Below are 16324 nucleotides of genomic sequence, written 5' to 3'. Positions count from 1 at the left end.
CTGGTAACATCTCCGTAGGTTATGGTACTTTTTACCGAATCGATGTAATTCGCACAACCTTTGAAATCAGCGGCTGCACGCGCGTACAAGAAAATATCGGCAGGATCACTAACTTCGTTGCAAGTACGGCCAAAAGTACCTACCTTAGGCTATTGATATAACCAATTGCGATCATTCCCAGGTGTAGATGGAAAAAACGAATAAGCGATTTATCTTTTGGAACAACCATGGGAGGAAATGGCAAATCCTTATCGGGGTGGCCCTCGTGGTAGTGGTCATTGCTTGGTTGCAGCGGCACGAGGATCCGGTCGACTTCAGTACCGACGTAAAACCCATCATCAATAAACACTGCATCAGTTGCCACGGCGGAGTAAAGAAAAACAGCGGCTTCAGTTTACTTTTCGAAGAGGAGGCCTTCGCCGTAGCCGAGTCTGGAAATCCGGCCATTATTCCGGGCGACGCCAAACACAGTGAATTTATCCGCAGGCTCACGGCCGATGATCCCGAAGAGCGGATGCCTTACGACGCGCCGCCGCTGAGCAAAAAAGAGATCAACGTATTGACCCGATGGGTGGAGCAGGGGGCTAAATGGGGCGAGCATTGGGCGTATTCGCTCCCTAAGGAGGTGATCGTGCCCCGCCCCCGTTTTGGATTGGCCTCGTTATTTGGCTTCGGGCGAACCGTTCGCGTGGCAAGCGACCTCGATTATTTCATCCAGGCGAAACACCGGGAACGGGGCTTTTCGTTTTCGCCCCCGGCAGACCGCGCCACGTTGCTCCGCAGGGTAACATTGGACCTCACCGGGCTGCCCCCAACGCCGGAGCAGGTAGCGGCCTTTGCGGGCGATAATAGCCAAGATGCCTACGAACGCCGCGTGGACAGCCTGTTGGCCTCCCCCCGTTTTGGGGAACATTGGGCTTCGTGGTGGCTGGATATTGCCCGATACGCCGACACCAAGGGTTATGAGAAAGATGCGTCGCGACAAATATGGGCCTATCGCGATTGGGTAATCAAAGCGTTTAACAGCGATAAACCTTTCAACACGTTTACCGTGGAGCAGCTCGCCGGCGACCTGCTGCCCGATGCGACGGCCGACCAGCTCATCGCGACCGCTTTTCACCGCAATACCATGGTAAATGACGAGGGGGGAACCGACGACGAGGAGTTTCGGGTAGCGGCCGTCATTGACCGCGTAAACACTACCTACCAGGCCTGGCTTTCTACTACATTTGAATGTGTGCAATGCCATAGCCATACATATGACCCGATCAAATTCGAAGAATACTATAAGTCGCTCGCATTCTTCAACAACACGCGCGACGAGGATACCCAAGGGGACTACCCCACGCTCCGTTTCTATGGGAGTGAAGACAGTATACGGATAGCCGAGGTAAAAGGATGGGTAGCCCGGCATGCACCGGAATCGGCAGTGGCGTCAACAGACCTTTTTTTACAGGCGCTCGAACCCAAGATACACGCCCATGCGTGTGACCAATTGGTGAATGGCGCCTTGGTAGACACCAAATGGCTGGGTATCCGCAATGGCGGCAGCGCCCGGCTTCCCGCAGTTACCCTTACCGGCAAGGATCGATTCTACCTAAACTACTCCGCGGGTGCGGCGGGCGGTGAACTGGAGATACGTGCGGATTCGCCCGAGGGACCGGAAATTGCCAACATAACCCTGCCCGCCACCAACGGGATGGAAACCATGGCGGTGCCTATCGTACCCATGAGTGGCCAGCACGACCTTTTCTTCCAGTTCAAAAATCCATCGATATCCGCAGGCAGCTCGGTATGCTTGGTGGAATGGATGGCCTTCCGCAAATCGCTGCCCGGCCACAACGAGCCGGGCTACGCGCACGTACAGCAAACGTTCTTGGAATTGGTAAACCGACGCACTCCATCTGTTCCCATCCTGATTGAAAACCCGCAGGATATGCACCGGGAAACCCACGTGTTTGAGCGCGGTAACTGGCTCGTAAAAGGCGAATCGGTCGAACCAAGTGTGCCCCAATTCCTCCATGATTTCCCGGAGGATGCCCAACGGAACCGACTGGGCTTTGCACAGTGGTTGGTCAGTGAAAAGAACCCGTTGATAGGCCGGACACTCGTAAACCGGGTATGGGCGCAGCTATTCGGCCACGGTATCGTGGAACCACTGGGCGATATGGGCTCACAAAGTGATCCCCCCAGCCACGCGGAGCTATTGGATTGGCTGGCGCTGCGATTCACGCATGATATGGATTGGAGTGTGAAGCAACTGGTGCGAGAAATCGTTGTTTCGACTACTTACCGACAAGCGTCGGTATCGCATGGGAAATCGGCGGAAAAAGATCCGAACAACAAATACTACGCTCGGGGGCCGAGGTTCAGGCTCTCTGCAGAACAGATCCGGGACCAGGCACTGGCTGTGAGCGGACTACTAAGCACAAAGATGTACGGTCCAAGTGTGATGCCCTACCAGCCCGACGGTGTTTGGATGAGCGTTTACAGCGGTGAGCGCTGGGCCACCAGTGAGGGGGAGGACCGATACCGCCGGGGTGTATACACCTTCATCAAACGGACCAGCCCCTACCCTTCTTATGTTACCTTCGATGCGTCCAGCCGCGAAGTCTGCCTGGTCGACCGTATCCGTACCAATACACCTTTACAGGCGCTCACGACGCTGAATGATCCGGTATACCAGGAGGCTGCGCGCCACTTGGCTAAACGGATGGAAGCAGCGGGGAAGGGAAATGCACAAGAGGCCATCCAGTCGGGTTACTTGTTCGTCATGCAACGGGACCTGCCTGCCGATAAACTCCAGGCCCTCCAGAAGCTCTTCGATGAAACCGTAGTGCATTACCGGCAACAACCCGCCGAGGCGGCAATGCTACTCGCCTTGCCGGCAAACGAGGCATCGGAAAGAATCGCTACCACCGCGGCTTACACCGTGGTGGCCAGCGCGTTATTGAACCTCGACGAATTTCTCACCAAATCTTAATTTGCTGCAACGATGGAAAAGCTATTGAAAGAAGCACAGGAAGCCACACTCAGGGCAGTCACCCGTCGGCATTTCCTCATCGAATGCGTGGCTGGGGTGGGAAGCATTGCTTTGGGGTCCATGCTTGGTGGGTGCATGGGGTCCGGTAGTGGAAATCCAAAAAGTGCCGCCCCTCTCCTAGATACGCTGAACCCATTGGCCCCGAAGTCGCCGCACTTTGCCGCCCGTGCCAAAAGCGTAATCTACCTGCATATGGCGGGTGCACCCTCCCAGCTCGAGCTTTTTGACTATAAACCCGCACTGCATAAGCTCCATAACCAGCCCTGTCCGCAATCGCTGCTCGAAGGCAAGAAATTCGCCTTCATCCGCGGTACGCCCAATATGCTGGGGCCACAGGCCACATTCCGCCAGTATGGCGAAAGTGGCGCTTGGGTTTCCGACCTACTGCCGCACTTTTCGACCGTGGTGGATGAAGTAAGTTTCCTGAAGGCTGTGCATACCGACCAGTTCAACCACGGGCCCGCCCAACTGTTCATGCATACGGGCAACGCGCGCTTGGGTAGGCCCAGTATCGGCTCATGGGTGACCTATGGACTGGGCACGGAAAACAGCAACCTGCCCGGATTTGTCGTGCTCACTTCGGGCGGAAAAACACCCGATGCTGGAAAAAGCGTTTGGGGCAGTGGGTTCCTTCCCTCCGTATACCAAGGCGTGCAATGCCGCGCACACGGTGACCCCGTGTTATACATCAGTGACCCCGAAGGGATAAATCGCGATGTGAAGCGAAAGGTCATCGATGCCATCAATACCGTGAACATGGAAGAGTACAGCACATACAAAGACCCGGAAATCCTTGCCCGTGTGGCGCAATATGAAATGGCCTACAAGATGCAGGTTGCTGTACCGGAAGTGATGGACATCAATAATGAACCAGCGTACATCCATGAGCTTTACGGCACCCAGCCCGGCAAGGAATCTTTTGCAAACAACTGCCTGTTGGCACGCAAGCTGGTGGAACAAGGCGTTCGTTTCGTACAATTGTTTGATTGGGGATGGGATAGCCATGGCACCAGCCCCGGCGATGCACTCGACGTGGGGTTCCGAAATAAATGTCGCGAGATTGACCGCCCGATGACCGCACTTTTACTCGACCTCAAACAACGGGGGCTGCTTGATGATACCCTGGTAGTATGGGGCGGCGAGTTTGGCCGGACACCCATGCAAGAAAACCGCGACAATAAAGATATGCCTTTCGCCGGGCGGGACCACCACCCCGATGCCTATACCATCTGGTTGGCCGGCGGTGGGATAAAAAGAGGCGTGACATGGGGGGAAACCGATGAAATCGGCTTCTCTGCCATCAGTGGCAGCACTGCTGTGCATGATGTGCATGCTACCATGCTCCACTTATTGGGCTTTGACCATGAGAAACTCACCTATGATTTTCAGGGACGCCCGTTCCGGCTTACCGATGTGGAGGGCCACCTTATCCAGGCACTTATTTAACTGATGGACAGCAACGGCGATATCCTCCTATTCCTTGGCCGATGGCACCCGCTGTTGGTACACCTTCCTATCGGGATGTTAGTCTTGGCCTTCTGTTTTGCGCTGCTTAGCCGGAAAAAAGGGAACGCTCCGCTGGTTACTGCCATCCCGACAACGCTGTTGCTGGGTGCGTGTTCAGCTACGCTCGCCAGTGTTTCGGGTTACCTGCTGTCGCTGGGGGGCGGATATGATGCGGAGACCCTGTCGCTTCATCAATGGCTGGGTATCGGTACCACGCTGGTGAGTGCTTTATGCTGGTGGCTGTACCGGACTCCCGTTGCCAAAGAAAAGACCCGCTACCCGCTACGGAAATTCCGCTTCGCGTTCCTTACGGGCATGGTGGCGCTGCTTTGCACAGCCGGACATTTCGGTGGCACGCTGACCCACGGCGAGGGCTATTTGGCCGAGGCGCTGCCGGCCCACACACGCGAATGGTTCGGCTGGCAGCCCGACCGGATACTGATTGACGACGTGCAGGAAGCCGCCGTATATGAAGACATCATCCAACCCATCTTCAAGCAACGCTGCCAAAGCTGCCATGGCCCCAAGAAACAGGAAGGTGATTTGGCCTTGCATACTTGGGAGATGGTGATGAAAGGTGGTGAAAATGGCCCTGTCATTGCCGCTGGAAGCGCCACGGAAAGTGAGCTGTATAGACGCTTGGCCTTGCCGGAAGGAGATGATGACCGCATGCCTCCCAAGGGGCGCACGCCCATCAGTGAAGACCAGATCAAACTGATTGCCTGGTGGATTGGCATAGGAGCGCCAACTGATCAACAGGTAAAAGCAGTGGAACAGCCGGAAGAAATATATCCGGTACTGCTCGCACTGGAAAGTGGCGGTGCCGAATCGCCTACAGACGACCCGAGGGTGTCATTAGCGGATATTCCGGCTGCCAATGCGGAAGCCGTCGAGCAGTTACGTGCTAAGGGCGTGAAGATTGTCCCACTTGCGGCCAGCAAAAACCAATTGGCGGTCAATGCCGTCAACTATCCTGAATTTAATGACGAAGACGCACGGGTATTGAGTGCATTGGGTGAAAATGTGGTGCAATTGAAACTCGGTGGTACGAAAATCACAGATGGCGCGCTGCAGCATATCGGGCGATTGACGGGATTGCAACAATTGCACCTGGAACATACGGCCGTAGGAGACGGGGGCTTGGCTCACCTCGAAACCTGTGAACAACTCAGCTACCTTAATCTGTTCCATACGAAAGTGACCGATGACGGCCTTCGATCATTGGCTCGGCAGCCTGCATTGCGGAAGGTATATCTTTACCAAACCCCGGCGACCCGCGAAGGGGTGGCTGCATTGGCCCAATCACAGCCGCTCTTGGAAATTGACACGGGCGGCCACCGGTTACTGGAGTTGCCAACGGATACGATGGTTTACCGGTAGCTTTTGCTATACCCCGCTTCTCTTTCGAAATGGTGCAAGAAGGTATTCCAATCCGTTGAGCTTGATTTCGTACATGGTGGCTAACAGCATGCCAATGTTCCCTTTGGGAAATCCTTTTTGGTGGAACCATACCAAGTATGCTTCGGGAAGGTTGCAGATGAGCGTATCTTTGTACTTACCGAAAGGCATCTTGGTGGTTACCAATCGTTGCATGGTTTCTTCGGGCGTCATAGGCGACTAATCATTGGTTTTGCCATACCTAATATAATAGCCCGCTAACCTGAAAGCGATGATAACGTGGTTGAAGATGTTTGGCAGCCACCCATAATGCTTACTGAAAATCTGGAAACGCTCCTTGAGGCTTTGCCAATGCCGCTTTTTAGACATCCCCCCCACCAGATATTTGGCCACGATACGCCTGGTATTAACTGTTTTATTGGCTGCCTTGGCGGCACGAATCACCCAGTCGATATCGGCGCTCAGCTGATAACGTGCATCATACCGGCCAGCTATGCTGCGCCGGATATAGATGGCCTGATGGCTGACATTCATGCCGTAGCGGAAACTTTTCCAATTGAACTGCTCGGGGATGGCGTGCCGCCGCAGACCGAGGGAATGCCAATCTGCGTCAAACATCTCTGTCTCGCCATAATAAATATCGGCATGGGGAGCGGTGGCAAACACCTGAGCCACAGTATCGGCGGAATAAATTTCGTCTCCTGAATTCATGAACAGCACATAATCTCCTGTGGCGAAGGCTAGCCCTTTGTTCATGGCGTCATAAATTCCCTTATCGGGCTCACTGACGAATCGTGTGATCCGATCGATGTGCCGGTTGATGACGGCTACCGTGCCGTCCGTCGATCCGCCATCGATGACCACGTACTCGATAGATCGGTAGGTTTGGTTAATGACGGACATGAGCGTCCGCTCAATGTCGCCCACGTTGTTGTAAACAACGGTGATAACGGTGAGCGTGGGTGAAAACTTGTTTTCCATTGCCTTTCAACTATCGGAACGGTGGGCAGGTTTTCGTACCACCATCACGTTGTTGTGGAAAAAATTCATGTTTTTCGGCAATATTGCCGAAAGGAATAGCCCGCAAAGAGTAATGGGTGTAATGAACAGCGGTGTGAGCGCTATCCGGATCCCTTTTTGCTTCGGGAAGATATGCTGGTATACATAGGCTGCCCACATCTGGCATAGGGTACCTACGTAATTGGTTGTCTTTTTTTCCTGTAAAACCACGAATCCTTTCTCTTGGAGGACATGTTTCAATCCGAAGGAGGTATAACGGGCAAAATCATAGGGAATTTCATGTTCATCCCAAACGAAAGGCACGGTTACCAGCATGCTCCCCCCGGGTTTGAGTACCCGATGCAGCTCGTCGAGGATTTGCGAGAGGTTGAATACATGTTCGAAAACCTCGCTTGAGAAAACACTATCGAACGACTCGTCGGCAAAAGGCAATGTATTGCCGTCGTAATAGACATCGATCGCCTCGTTTCGATGGTCATGGCCGCTGACTTCGATATCCGTACCCACGTATTCGGATACCCCAAACAATGCTTTGTAGGGCTTGCTACCACAACCGAAGTCTAACAATTTGCCGTGCATGTGGCTGCTGAATTGCGACACCCCCTTGTAAAGCCCCCTGCGGATAATAAAGAAAGGGTTGAAGAAAAGCCCTAAAAAAGTAGGTTGGAACAGGGACTTGTTATACAGTTGTTTAAGCTTAGCTACCACGGCCATTGTTATTGTGACTTAAATTGTGTTTTCCAGCGGAAGATGGCGTCTTTGTCGAGGTATAATTTAACACTCATTTCCTCGTGGACTTTCTCTTCAAGCAAATCGATGCGTTGCCGCTCGAGCACATTCAAACCGATATCGTTGCGCATTTCAAGTGCGCGGTTGTCGATGCCGATGATGATGGCCTTACGTTTTTTCTGCAGTGCCCTTATGCCGGCGTGCAGCCGCGTACCTACGTATTCGCAAGGTTCCTTTTCCAAAAACGAGTCAAATGCGGACAGCTTGGGTGCGACATAGCCGATACCTGACGTTAGGCTTTCAATATACGCGCGGTCCTTCGAGCCTTGTACCCACACGTATACCTTGTGATAATGCTTTTTCAGGATATCGAACATCCGCCGATCGCGATCGGTATCGCGCATATAGTCGGTGATGGTAGTGATAACGGTATCGCGTTTTTTGGGGTTGATCTGCGAGCAGTGCGGCTCATCCAGGCCCCATACGGTGGGGCAGCCGGTATTGACCACGTTCTTGACGCCTATTTCGCCCAGTTTTTGCAGTGTATAGTTATCTCTCACCGCGTGGAGATACCGCTTAGAAAACAAGGACCGATACATCATCTTGGAATATCCGGATACCGGCTTATCCTGGTACTGCCACCATCCCACCCCTAGCAATACCACCTTGTGCCGCAAAACAAACAGATCTTTGACCCCGACCTTCCACTGGCTCTTCCGGAGGGTATTGTTTTTCAATAGGTTGGTCCCTCCTACGATGCCCGTATCATATTTGCGGAGCTTCGGTAGGTCTTTCGGATGGATGGAGAAATGGGTAGGCACGTTGATGACAAAGTCGTCCATGAACAACTCGTCCGAAATACGGTCAACCGCATCCATGATGATATGGTCTCCGAGATTGGTTGTACCTATCGACGTATCGAAAATAATTTTTGGCATGTGTTTGCTGCAATTTATCGTTTGACCAACCGCCGGATGGTCGGTATAAAAAATAACGCTTCGAGCATCAGCCATCCCTGTGCCCTTGTTTTGGGCACGAAGATAACAAATAGTGCTGTGCTCGCATACGTAACTAACGTGGCGTAAGCAGCACCAATCATGCCATATTCGGGAATCCACCAGCTGTTCAGTCCGATATTGATGATGGCACCTGCCACGGCCCGGGCTAGGGAGATACGGGTGTAGCCCTCCGCGAGCAGGTACTGCCCGGTAGCCACATAGAGGAACATAAATACCCCGGCCCAGATATGTACCGTCAGTACAGGTGCCCCAGCGGCATAGGCTGCCGAGTAGAACGTACGGTAAATGAACGGCGCAGCCAAGGTAGTAATCACGGCAATAGCTATGCTTACCATGGTCATGAGTTCGTAGAGATGCTGTAACCGCCGCCGATAGCGGGCCGGATCGTCCCTCCGGGCATTCATGATGGCCGGAAAGAGTGCGGTGACGATCGCCATGGGGACGAAATACCAGCCCTCGCTCAGCTTCACGACGGTATCATACACGCCGAACACCGCTTTACCCAAGTAGGCGTCGAGCATCAACTGGTCTATTTTCATATACAGAATGATGGCAACGGATGAGAAAGCAAGGGGCCACGAGTAGTGAAGCAGGTGCTTGGCCATACCCTGGTCAAACCGCCAGTTGATTAGTCGATTGCCGTGCCGCTCGTAATAATACAAGTACCCGATAGCAAGGAAAACGGCGTCGAGCAAGAGTGCCCATACGAACCAAGCGACCGGGGCCTGCCAAGCAACCAGCACAAGCTTCACAACCGCCGATAGGAGGTTGGCGCCTACTTGCACGTGCATGATGTATTTGCCTTGCACGTTGGCCTGAAAAAAACAGTCAATGATATTGACCGACTGGAAAATACAAACAAAGGACACGATAAGGATGTAACGGAACGGGGCTGCCTGTGGGGCCGATGTATAATGGCCGATCAGCAGGTAAGTTGCATAGATTAGCGGGAGTGCGATGACAGATGCCACCAAGCGCAGCCGGAATGCCGTGCCCAAAATGGTATTCTCCTTTTCGGGTTGTTGCAACAGCTGACGGGTCACGAAGCTATCCATGCCCAGCGCACACGCTGCTGCGAAGAACGACACCAATACAAGCGGGTAGTTCAACTCGCCGTTGAGGCTACTGCCCAAATAGTTGGGGATAACGATAGCGGTTACCACCATCTTGATGAAAATCGTACCCACTCGGGCCACCATCAACCACCCTGTATTTTTGAAATATTTATTGAAAGCTTCTGGATCGAAACCGGGTAACGATGGTATCTTCATCAAACTAATACGCTATACGACTTCAACCACCTTACCGAAACCCGTCAGACTTGCGTGCGTAGGGTCTAGATCGGTTACCAAGTAGGAAATGGCGTTGAGGCTACAGACTTTCATTTTCTGTACGGAGTTTAGCTTCTCCGCGATACTGAGGATGGCGGTTTTGCTCGAACACCGGATCATTGCCTTTTTTATCTGTACCACTTCCCAATCGGAGTCTGTGACGCCGTCCTCGACGGAAAGGCTATTGGTGCCCAGCAAACACAGGTCGACACGGATTTCTGACAATTGATTAATCACTTGCGAACCGATACTGATGTTGGTATTGCGCGAAAGTTTGCCGCCGATGAGGATTACGTCTGCATTGGTACGCTCGGCCAGTTCAAGGGCTACCAACGGACTGATGGTAAAAAACGTGCATTGGAGGCTCTCTGGGATAATCCGCGCCAGCTCGAGCATGGTCGTACCCCCACCTGCGAGTACGGTCATGCCATTCTGGACAAGTTTAAGTGCTTTGCTTGCAATCTGCTTCTTGGAATCACGTGCATACACGTTGTTTTCCTTGAAAGGATACTGGAACGACTTGGATAGTGCCCCGCCGTAAACCTTCAACACCTTGCCATTTTCGGCTAATTCATTTAAATCGCGCCTGATGGTGTCTTCCGAGACACTGAGCTGCACGCTTAGGTCTGACGATAACACTTTATTGTGCAAGTTGATTTGATGAATGATAAATGCTTGCCGTTCTTCCTTCAACATGTTGTAAGTGGTTTATTTAATGGGGTAAAGATAGAATATTTTAAAGAAATTTGTATTATTACCCCGTAAAGCATTTAGTTAGTCACCGCAGAGCGAGCAGAATTAATGGCCGGATCATACATTGCAATCACCAACGGGGTCGTATTTACAGGCGATGTGCTAATCAACGATCAAACTGTATTGATAAAAGGGAATCAGGTGGCGGGGCTCGTTCCTCCAGCCGAAATCCCATCGGACACCGAAATCGTGGACGCCATGGGTCGGTATGTAACACCGGGCTTCGTGGATTTGCAGATTTATGGGGGCGGAAGTCGATTATTTTCTGCCGACCCAACCAAGGCGGCATTGGATGAAATTGCTCAGGCATTGGTGGATTCGGGAACCACTAGCTTCATGATCACACTGGCAACCAATACGGCGGAGTTGGTGGATGAGGCATTGCGTGCCTTGCATGACTACCGGCATCCCGCCCTGCTCGGATTGCACTTGGAAGGTCCTTACCTCAATCCGGAAAAACGGGGTGCGCATCCCGAAGCATATATACGTAAACCCGAGAAATCAGAAATCCGGGCCTTATTGGAATGGGCCGGCACGAGCCTGCGGATGATGACTATTGCCCCCGAGCGGTTTGACGATGACGTAATCGAACTGCTATTGCAGCATGGCATTATCTTATCTGCTGGGCACAGCAACGCCTCTTTTGATGAAGCGATGCATGGCTTCCGGAACGGCATACAAGCAGTGACCCATTTTTTCAATGCGATGTCTCCCTTCCATCACCGCAATCCGGGATTACCCGGCGCTACTTTCCAATCGGGGACCGCGAAGGCAAGCATTATCGCCGACGGTATCCATGTGGACTACCAAACGCTGGCAATAAGCAAGCGGTTGTTGGGCGACCGGCTCTTTTTGATCACCGATGCCGTGGTAGCCGCTCATACGGGCACCTATACACATATATTTACAGGCGACCGCTACACACTGCCAGACGGCACGCTATCGGGGTCGGCATTGACGATGATGCAAGCTGTAGCCAACTGCGTACGCCATGCGGGGATTCCGCTAGAAGAGGCGTTGCGGATGGCCACTCTATATCCGGCCTCGCTTGTCGGGGCCGATAACTTGGGTAGGATCGTAGCGGGAGCGACCGCTGACCTGGTTATCTTTGACGAGGATTATACCGTAAGAAACGTCTTCCTCGGGGGGATCTGCCAATGAAAAAGCTGGTCAACCTACTTTATTTCCAGGTAGTCATCGCCATCATCATCGGTATTCTTGTAGGGCATTTCTACCCATCGATAGGTGTGCAGCTAAAACCGCTTGGAGACGGGTTCATCAAGCTGATCAAGATGGTGATTGCCCCGTTGATTTTCTGTAGCATCGTGCTGGGCATTGCCGGGATGGAGGATGTGAAGAAAATCGGCAAGGTTGGGGTGAAAGCACTGTTGTATTTCCAGCTGTCGACCATGGCCGCCATGTTGCTGGGTGTATTGGTAATCAATGTCGTGAAGCCCGGTGAGGGCATGCATGTGGATCCGAAAGGGCTAGACACGTCGGAAGTATCCTCCTATATCGCGCAAAGCGAGCACCAGACCAGCGTTAAAGATTTCTTATTGGATATCATCCCGGAAAATGTTTTCGGGGCGTTATCATCGGGCAACCTGCTCCAGGTACTTTTCTTCGCCGTGCTATTCGGGTACGGGCTTTCCAGGATCGGGGGTAAAGCTGAGCCCGCCCTACGTGTCATGCAATCGTTCCTCGACGGCTTGTTCGCCGTGATAAAGATGATCATGAGGGTCGCCCCTATTGGGGCCATGGGTGCCATCGGGTTTACCATCGGTAAATACGGCATCAGCTCGCTTTCTTCTTTGGGCATGCTGATGCTCTGCTTTTACGGCACCTGCCTCCTGTACGTCTTTTTGGTGGCGGGGGCGTTTTTGAAGTATTACGGTATCAGCATACTTAAAGTGCTGCGCTATATAAAGGAGGAACTGCTGGTTGTACTCGGCACATCGTCTTCGGAGTCGGTGCTCCCCGCCATCATGCAGAAACTCGAAAAGATGGGCTGTTCGAAGCCTGTGGTAGGTCTTACCATACCGACGGGCTATTCATTCAACCTGGATGGCACCGCCATTTACCTGACGATGGCTGCCATTTTCCTATCGCAGGCGCTGGATATGCCGATGAACCTGGCAGACCAGTTGTTTTTGCTGTTCGTGCTCACCATTACCTCTAACGGTGCGGCGGGCGTAACGGGAAGTGGCTTCATCATCCTGGCCGCTACGCTACCCGTGGTAGGGCATATGCCTGTTGAATCGGTTGCCCTTATCTTCGGTATCGACCGGTTTATGAGTGAGGCCCGGGCATTGACCAACATCATTGGCAATACCGCGGCAACGCTGGTGGTAGCGCGATGGGAAAACGAATTGGACATGGATCAACTGGAGGCCGAACTGGACTAGCCTACCCTTCCGTATCGGTGGGATCCGTGTGATCGCTAGATAGCCCTGCCAAGATATTTTTCACTTCAGTTTCCGTTGCCGTGAGCTTCGCCTTGCAAGCGGTGATCAGCAGGGTGGCCCGCTTTACCTTCTCCGAAAGCTCATCAACCGATATTTCACCATGCTCGATTTCAGACACGATGGCCTGCAGCTCTTCATATGCATCGGTATAGGTGTATGGTTTATCCATTATCCAATGGTTTTAGTTTATCTATTTTACTGATCATGCTCCCTTGGGCCAAAACGGTCTCCACAACATCGCCTTCATGCACGGATTCGACACTTTTCAATGCCTTTCCGTTTAAGCGGGTGATACTATACCCACGTTGGAGCACTTGCCGGGGGTCCAATAGGTGCACCGTCCTTTCGACGGTCAGCAAGTTGGATTGCGTGTCTTTAAGGAGCGATAGGGTTGCCGTTTCCAGGGTTTGACCGGCATGCTGTATGTATTGCTGCCCATGTTGCAACCTAGCGGTGCTGACCATCCCGAGACGTACAGCTCCATATTCTAGCCTCTGCTGTTGCCCGTTTATCAAGTGCATGCTGTGCAGACGGAAGTACCGGACGAGGTTATTGAGTCTATCCCGTTCTTGGGTTAACTGCTGTTTTGCCTTCCGTTCGATAAGCTCCATCGCCTGGTTAACGGGTTCGGCAAACCGGTGAAACCGCTGGATCAGGAAATCCGCTAGTTCGCTCGGTGTAATGGCATTCTGGTAGGCTACCATTTCACTGACCGTTTCATTAGTAGAATGGCCGATACCGGTAAGAACCGGGATAGGGAACCGGGCGATAGTAGCAGCCAGCATATAGTGGTTATAGCTCGATAACCCAACGTCGCCGCCGCCGCCGCGGATAATAGCGACGACATCATACCTTTCCTGCTGCTGTGCGATACGTTCGAGTTGGCTGGTGATGGCTTGAACAGATTTGTCGCCTTGCAGTAGCGCCGGGAAAAGTGTTTGCTCGAAGTAATAACCCCACGGATTATGTTGCAAAATCTTCAGGAAATCGGCGTACCCCTTACTGGTCTCGACCGATATGATGGCTAATCGCTTGGGAACAACCGGAAAAGGAAGTGCTTTATTCGCGGAAAAGACGCCCTCCTTTCTAAGACGGTCGATACTTGCTGACTTTTCCCGTTGGAGTTCTCCCAACGCATGCACGGGGTCGATGTCTAGCATGCGCAACGTAAGGCCATATAACGGATCGTACGATAGGGTCGCCTGGAATAAGATAGTGATCCCATTTTTCAGGGGTTCTTTAGTTGTTTCAATGAACTGTTGGTTGATCCGCTGGTAGTCAGTTTTCCATAGCACCGAACGCATTTCGGCAATAACCTGTCCATCCCGCTTCTCAACCAGCTCCGGATAACAGTGGCCCGAATGGGAGTAGTGGTTGAGCTTATTCATCTCCGCTTTTATCCAGTACACGCTTTTGTAGCGTTCGGCAATCGTTTTCTGGATACTGCGCGCTACCTCTATAAGGGAAAATACCGTTTTGTCCGACAATTTCTCAGGCATAACCAAAGGTAAGCTTTTTCTATAAAATCACTACCTTTGTGCCGTGAAACCTGCCATGCAGGCGTCCTGCCTTTTCGGACGAGTGAAAATATTAGGTCCTGCGGGGCCGTTAAAGAAAGATTTTTTGAATGAAACTACCTATCATCTCATACGGCGACCCCATCTTGAAACGAAAATGTGAAGCAATTGAAAAAGACCACCCGGACCTAAAGCAATTGATAGCCGATATGTTTGAAACCATGTATGCGGCCCATGGCGTGGGATTGGCGGCGCCGCAGATTGGGCGCTCCATACGGCTGTTCGTCATTGATGCCAGCCCCTATGAGGAAGATGAGGCTGGCCTTGAAGATTTTAAGAAAGTCTTTATCAACGCGGAGTTATTGGATGAAACGGGCGAGAAGTGGTTATTCAACGAAGGTTGCTTGAGTATCCCCGACGTCCGGGAAGACGTTAGCAGGCACCCGACCATCCGTATACGCTACATTGATGAAAATTGGGTGGAACACGAAGACGAGTTTGATGGGTTGGCCGCACGGATTATCCAACACGAATACGACCATATCGAGGGCAAGCTCTTTACTGATAAGATGAGTCCGCTCCGCAAAGCGATGATTAAGAGCAAATTGGATGCTATCTCAAGAGGCCAGGTAGATGTGGATTACAAAATGAAATTCCCTGCCTCGAAACGGAAACGGTAGAGATTTCGATCAACCTCCCACGAGTGGCAATGCTAGCCGGTATTTCACTGCCACCACGCGGATAACGACCACGGTGATTACGCTTAAGGAAGCATTGACCGTATAGCTTACTCCTGCAGCATCAAGGGTAAAGAATAAAATGGCTCCCAAAAGGCATGCCGTGGCATAGATTTCCCTTCGGAAAATTAATGGTGTTTCGTTCAACAACGTATCGCGGGTAACGCCCCCCATCACCGCCGAAAACATGCCCAGCACCACGGCTGCAATACCGCTACTATCGTAAGCCAACGATTTCTGCACACCTACCACCGTGAAGAAACCGATACCCAATGCATCGAATAAGAACAGCGTTCGGGCCAAGCGGCCCAGTATGCTACGCGACAAGACAGCGATGATTACACCGGCCAATATGGCCAAGAGGTAGTTCCCGTCATCGACCCAAACCGGCCGGAGGTTGAGGAATATATCGCGGAGGCTCCCACCGCCGATGGCAGTGACGAAACCTGTAAACGCGGCACCGAATAGATCGATGTTGTGCCGCCTCGCTGCCATCGCCCCCGATATGGCAAAGACCATGGTACCCAAGAGATCGATATAATAAAGAAGCTCCAATGCCGTTAATTTACGTTCCGGCCATAAAAGTACGATAATTCCCAGTCATTTACCAGCGGTCCCTTACGCATTGCATATCGGCTCCCAACTATTTTTTTACCTTGATTTATAGACCATAACGAAAAAACACAAACAATATTCCGCACTCCCTGTTGCAGATTACAGATAATGGTGTACCTTTGCAACCCGCTTCGGAGGATGCGGTTGTTCATTGAGGGTTTTGGCTTTGTTTTTCGGGTTTTGCCGTTGGT

15 protein-coding genes are annotated in these 16324 nt (G+C 52.1%); 6 read left to right on the top strand and 9 right to left on the bottom strand.

What is annotated here, in order from left to right:
- Nucleotides 1–187 precede the first annotated feature (187 nt).
- Genes ACEVG1_RS18885 through ACEVG1_RS18875 form a run of 3 tightly spaced genes read left to right on the top strand, consistent with a single transcriptional unit; the run spans nucleotide 188 to nucleotide 5929 of the window.
- Nucleotides 188–2983 (top strand): DUF1553 domain-containing protein, encoded by a 2796-nt coding sequence (locus ACEVG1_RS18885; protein ID WP_374745289.1) that lies wholly within the window; start codon nucleotides 188–190, stop codon nucleotides 2981–2983.
- 12 nt (nucleotides 2984–2995) lie between these two features.
- On the top strand, nucleotides 2996–4489 hold the full coding sequence (locus ACEVG1_RS18880; protein ID WP_374745288.1) for a DUF1501 domain-containing protein: 1494 nt from the start codon (nucleotides 2996–2998) through the stop codon (nucleotides 4487–4489).
- Between the two features lie 3 nt (nucleotides 4490–4492).
- Nucleotides 4493–5929 carry a c-type cytochrome domain-containing protein gene (locus ACEVG1_RS18875; protein ID WP_374745287.1) on the top strand — a complete coding sequence of 479 codons (1437 nt, stop codon included), beginning with the start codon at nucleotides 4493–4495 and terminating at the stop codon, nucleotides 5927–5929.
- Between the two features lie 6 nt (nucleotides 5930–5935).
- Here ACEVG1_RS18875 and ACEVG1_RS18870 read toward each other — a convergent pair whose 3' ends face one another.
- From ACEVG1_RS18870 to ACEVG1_RS18845, 6 genes are read right to left on the bottom strand one after another with little or no spacing between them, the layout of a single operon-like run.
- On the bottom strand, nucleotides 5936–6160 hold the full coding sequence (locus tag ACEVG1_RS18870; RefSeq protein ID WP_374745286.1) for a DUF3820 family protein: 225 nt from the start codon (nucleotides 6158–6160) through the stop codon (nucleotides 5936–5938).
- 6 nt (nucleotides 6161–6166) lie between these two features.
- Entirely contained in the window at nucleotides 6167–6928 is a 762-nt protein-coding gene (locus tag ACEVG1_RS18865) for a glycosyltransferase family 2 protein (protein ID WP_374745285.1), read from the bottom strand.
- Nucleotides 6929–6934: 6 nt separating this feature from the next.
- Nucleotides 6935–7675, bottom strand: coding sequence for a class I SAM-dependent methyltransferase (locus ACEVG1_RS18860; protein WP_374745284.1), 741 nt, complete (start codon nucleotides 7673–7675; stop codon nucleotides 6935–6937).
- An 8-nt stretch (nucleotides 7676–7683) separates the two neighbouring features.
- Complete coding sequence (locus tag ACEVG1_RS18855) at nucleotides 7684–8634, bottom strand: polysaccharide pyruvyl transferase family protein (RefSeq protein ID WP_374745283.1); 951 nt, start codon at nucleotides 8632–8634, stop codon at nucleotides 7684–7686.
- Nucleotides 8635–8648: 14 nt separating this feature from the next.
- Nucleotides 8649–9986, bottom strand: a complete 1338-nt coding sequence (locus ACEVG1_RS18850) for a flippase (RefSeq protein WP_374745282.1) — start codon at nucleotides 9984–9986, stop codon at nucleotides 8649–8651.
- Between the two features lie 12 nt (nucleotides 9987–9998).
- Nucleotides 9999–10742 (bottom strand): DeoR/GlpR family DNA-binding transcription regulator, encoded by a 744-nt coding sequence (locus tag ACEVG1_RS18845; RefSeq protein WP_374745281.1) that lies wholly within the window; start codon nucleotides 10740–10742, stop codon nucleotides 9999–10001.
- Between the two features lie 105 nt (nucleotides 10743–10847).
- On the opposite strand from ACEVG1_RS18845, the gene nagA reads away from it, so the two are divergent.
- Nucleotides 10848–11960 carry an N-acetylglucosamine-6-phosphate deacetylase gene (nagA, locus tag ACEVG1_RS18840; protein ID WP_374745280.1) on the top strand — a complete coding sequence of 371 codons (1113 nt, stop codon included), beginning with the start codon at nucleotides 10848–10850 and terminating at the stop codon, nucleotides 11958–11960.
- Nucleotides 11957–13204, top strand: a complete 1248-nt coding sequence (locus tag ACEVG1_RS18835) for a dicarboxylate/amino acid:cation symporter (protein WP_374745279.1) — start codon at nucleotides 11957–11959, stop codon at nucleotides 13202–13204. The genes nagA and ACEVG1_RS18835 overlap by 4 nt, the downstream gene beginning before the upstream one ends.
- A gap of 1 nt (nucleotide 13205) precedes the next feature.
- On the opposite strand, the gene xseB is transcribed toward ACEVG1_RS18835, so the two are convergent.
- Together xseB and xseA are read right to left on the bottom strand one after the other, a co-directional pair.
- Nucleotides 13206–13433 carry an exodeoxyribonuclease VII small subunit gene (gene xseB / locus ACEVG1_RS18830; protein WP_374745278.1) on the bottom strand — a complete coding sequence of 76 codons (228 nt, stop codon included), beginning with the start codon at nucleotides 13431–13433 and terminating at the stop codon, nucleotides 13206–13208.
- Nucleotides 13426–14763 carry an exodeoxyribonuclease VII large subunit gene (xseA, locus tag ACEVG1_RS18825; RefSeq protein WP_374745277.1) on the bottom strand — a complete coding sequence of 446 codons (1338 nt, stop codon included), beginning with the start codon at nucleotides 14761–14763 and terminating at the stop codon, nucleotides 13426–13428. The genes xseB and xseA overlap by 8 nt, the downstream gene beginning before the upstream one ends.
- A 128-nt stretch (nucleotides 14764–14891) precedes the next feature.
- Here xseA and def point away from each other — a divergent pair, with 128 nt between their 5' ends.
- Nucleotides 14892–15461 carry a peptide deformylase gene (def, locus tag ACEVG1_RS18820; RefSeq protein ID WP_374745276.1) on the top strand — a complete coding sequence of 190 codons (570 nt, stop codon included), beginning with the start codon at nucleotides 14892–14894 and terminating at the stop codon, nucleotides 15459–15461.
- Between the two features lie 9 nt (nucleotides 15462–15470).
- Here the strand turns inward: def and ACEVG1_RS18815 are convergent, their stop codons facing one another.
- Nucleotides 15471–16073 (bottom strand): trimeric intracellular cation channel family protein, encoded by a 603-nt coding sequence (locus ACEVG1_RS18815; RefSeq protein ID WP_374745275.1) that lies wholly within the window; start codon nucleotides 16071–16073, stop codon nucleotides 15471–15473.
- Nucleotides 16074–16324: the final 251 nt, after the last annotated feature.

Origin of the sequence: Parapedobacter sp. 2B3 (assembly GCF_041925275.1) — a bacterium.
In the GTDB taxonomy this organism is placed as follows: Bacteria; Bacteroidota; Bacteroidia; order Sphingobacteriales; family Sphingobacteriaceae; genus Parapedobacter; species Parapedobacter pyrenivorans_A.
This window is presented reverse-complemented; position numbering and strand designations above follow the sequence as displayed.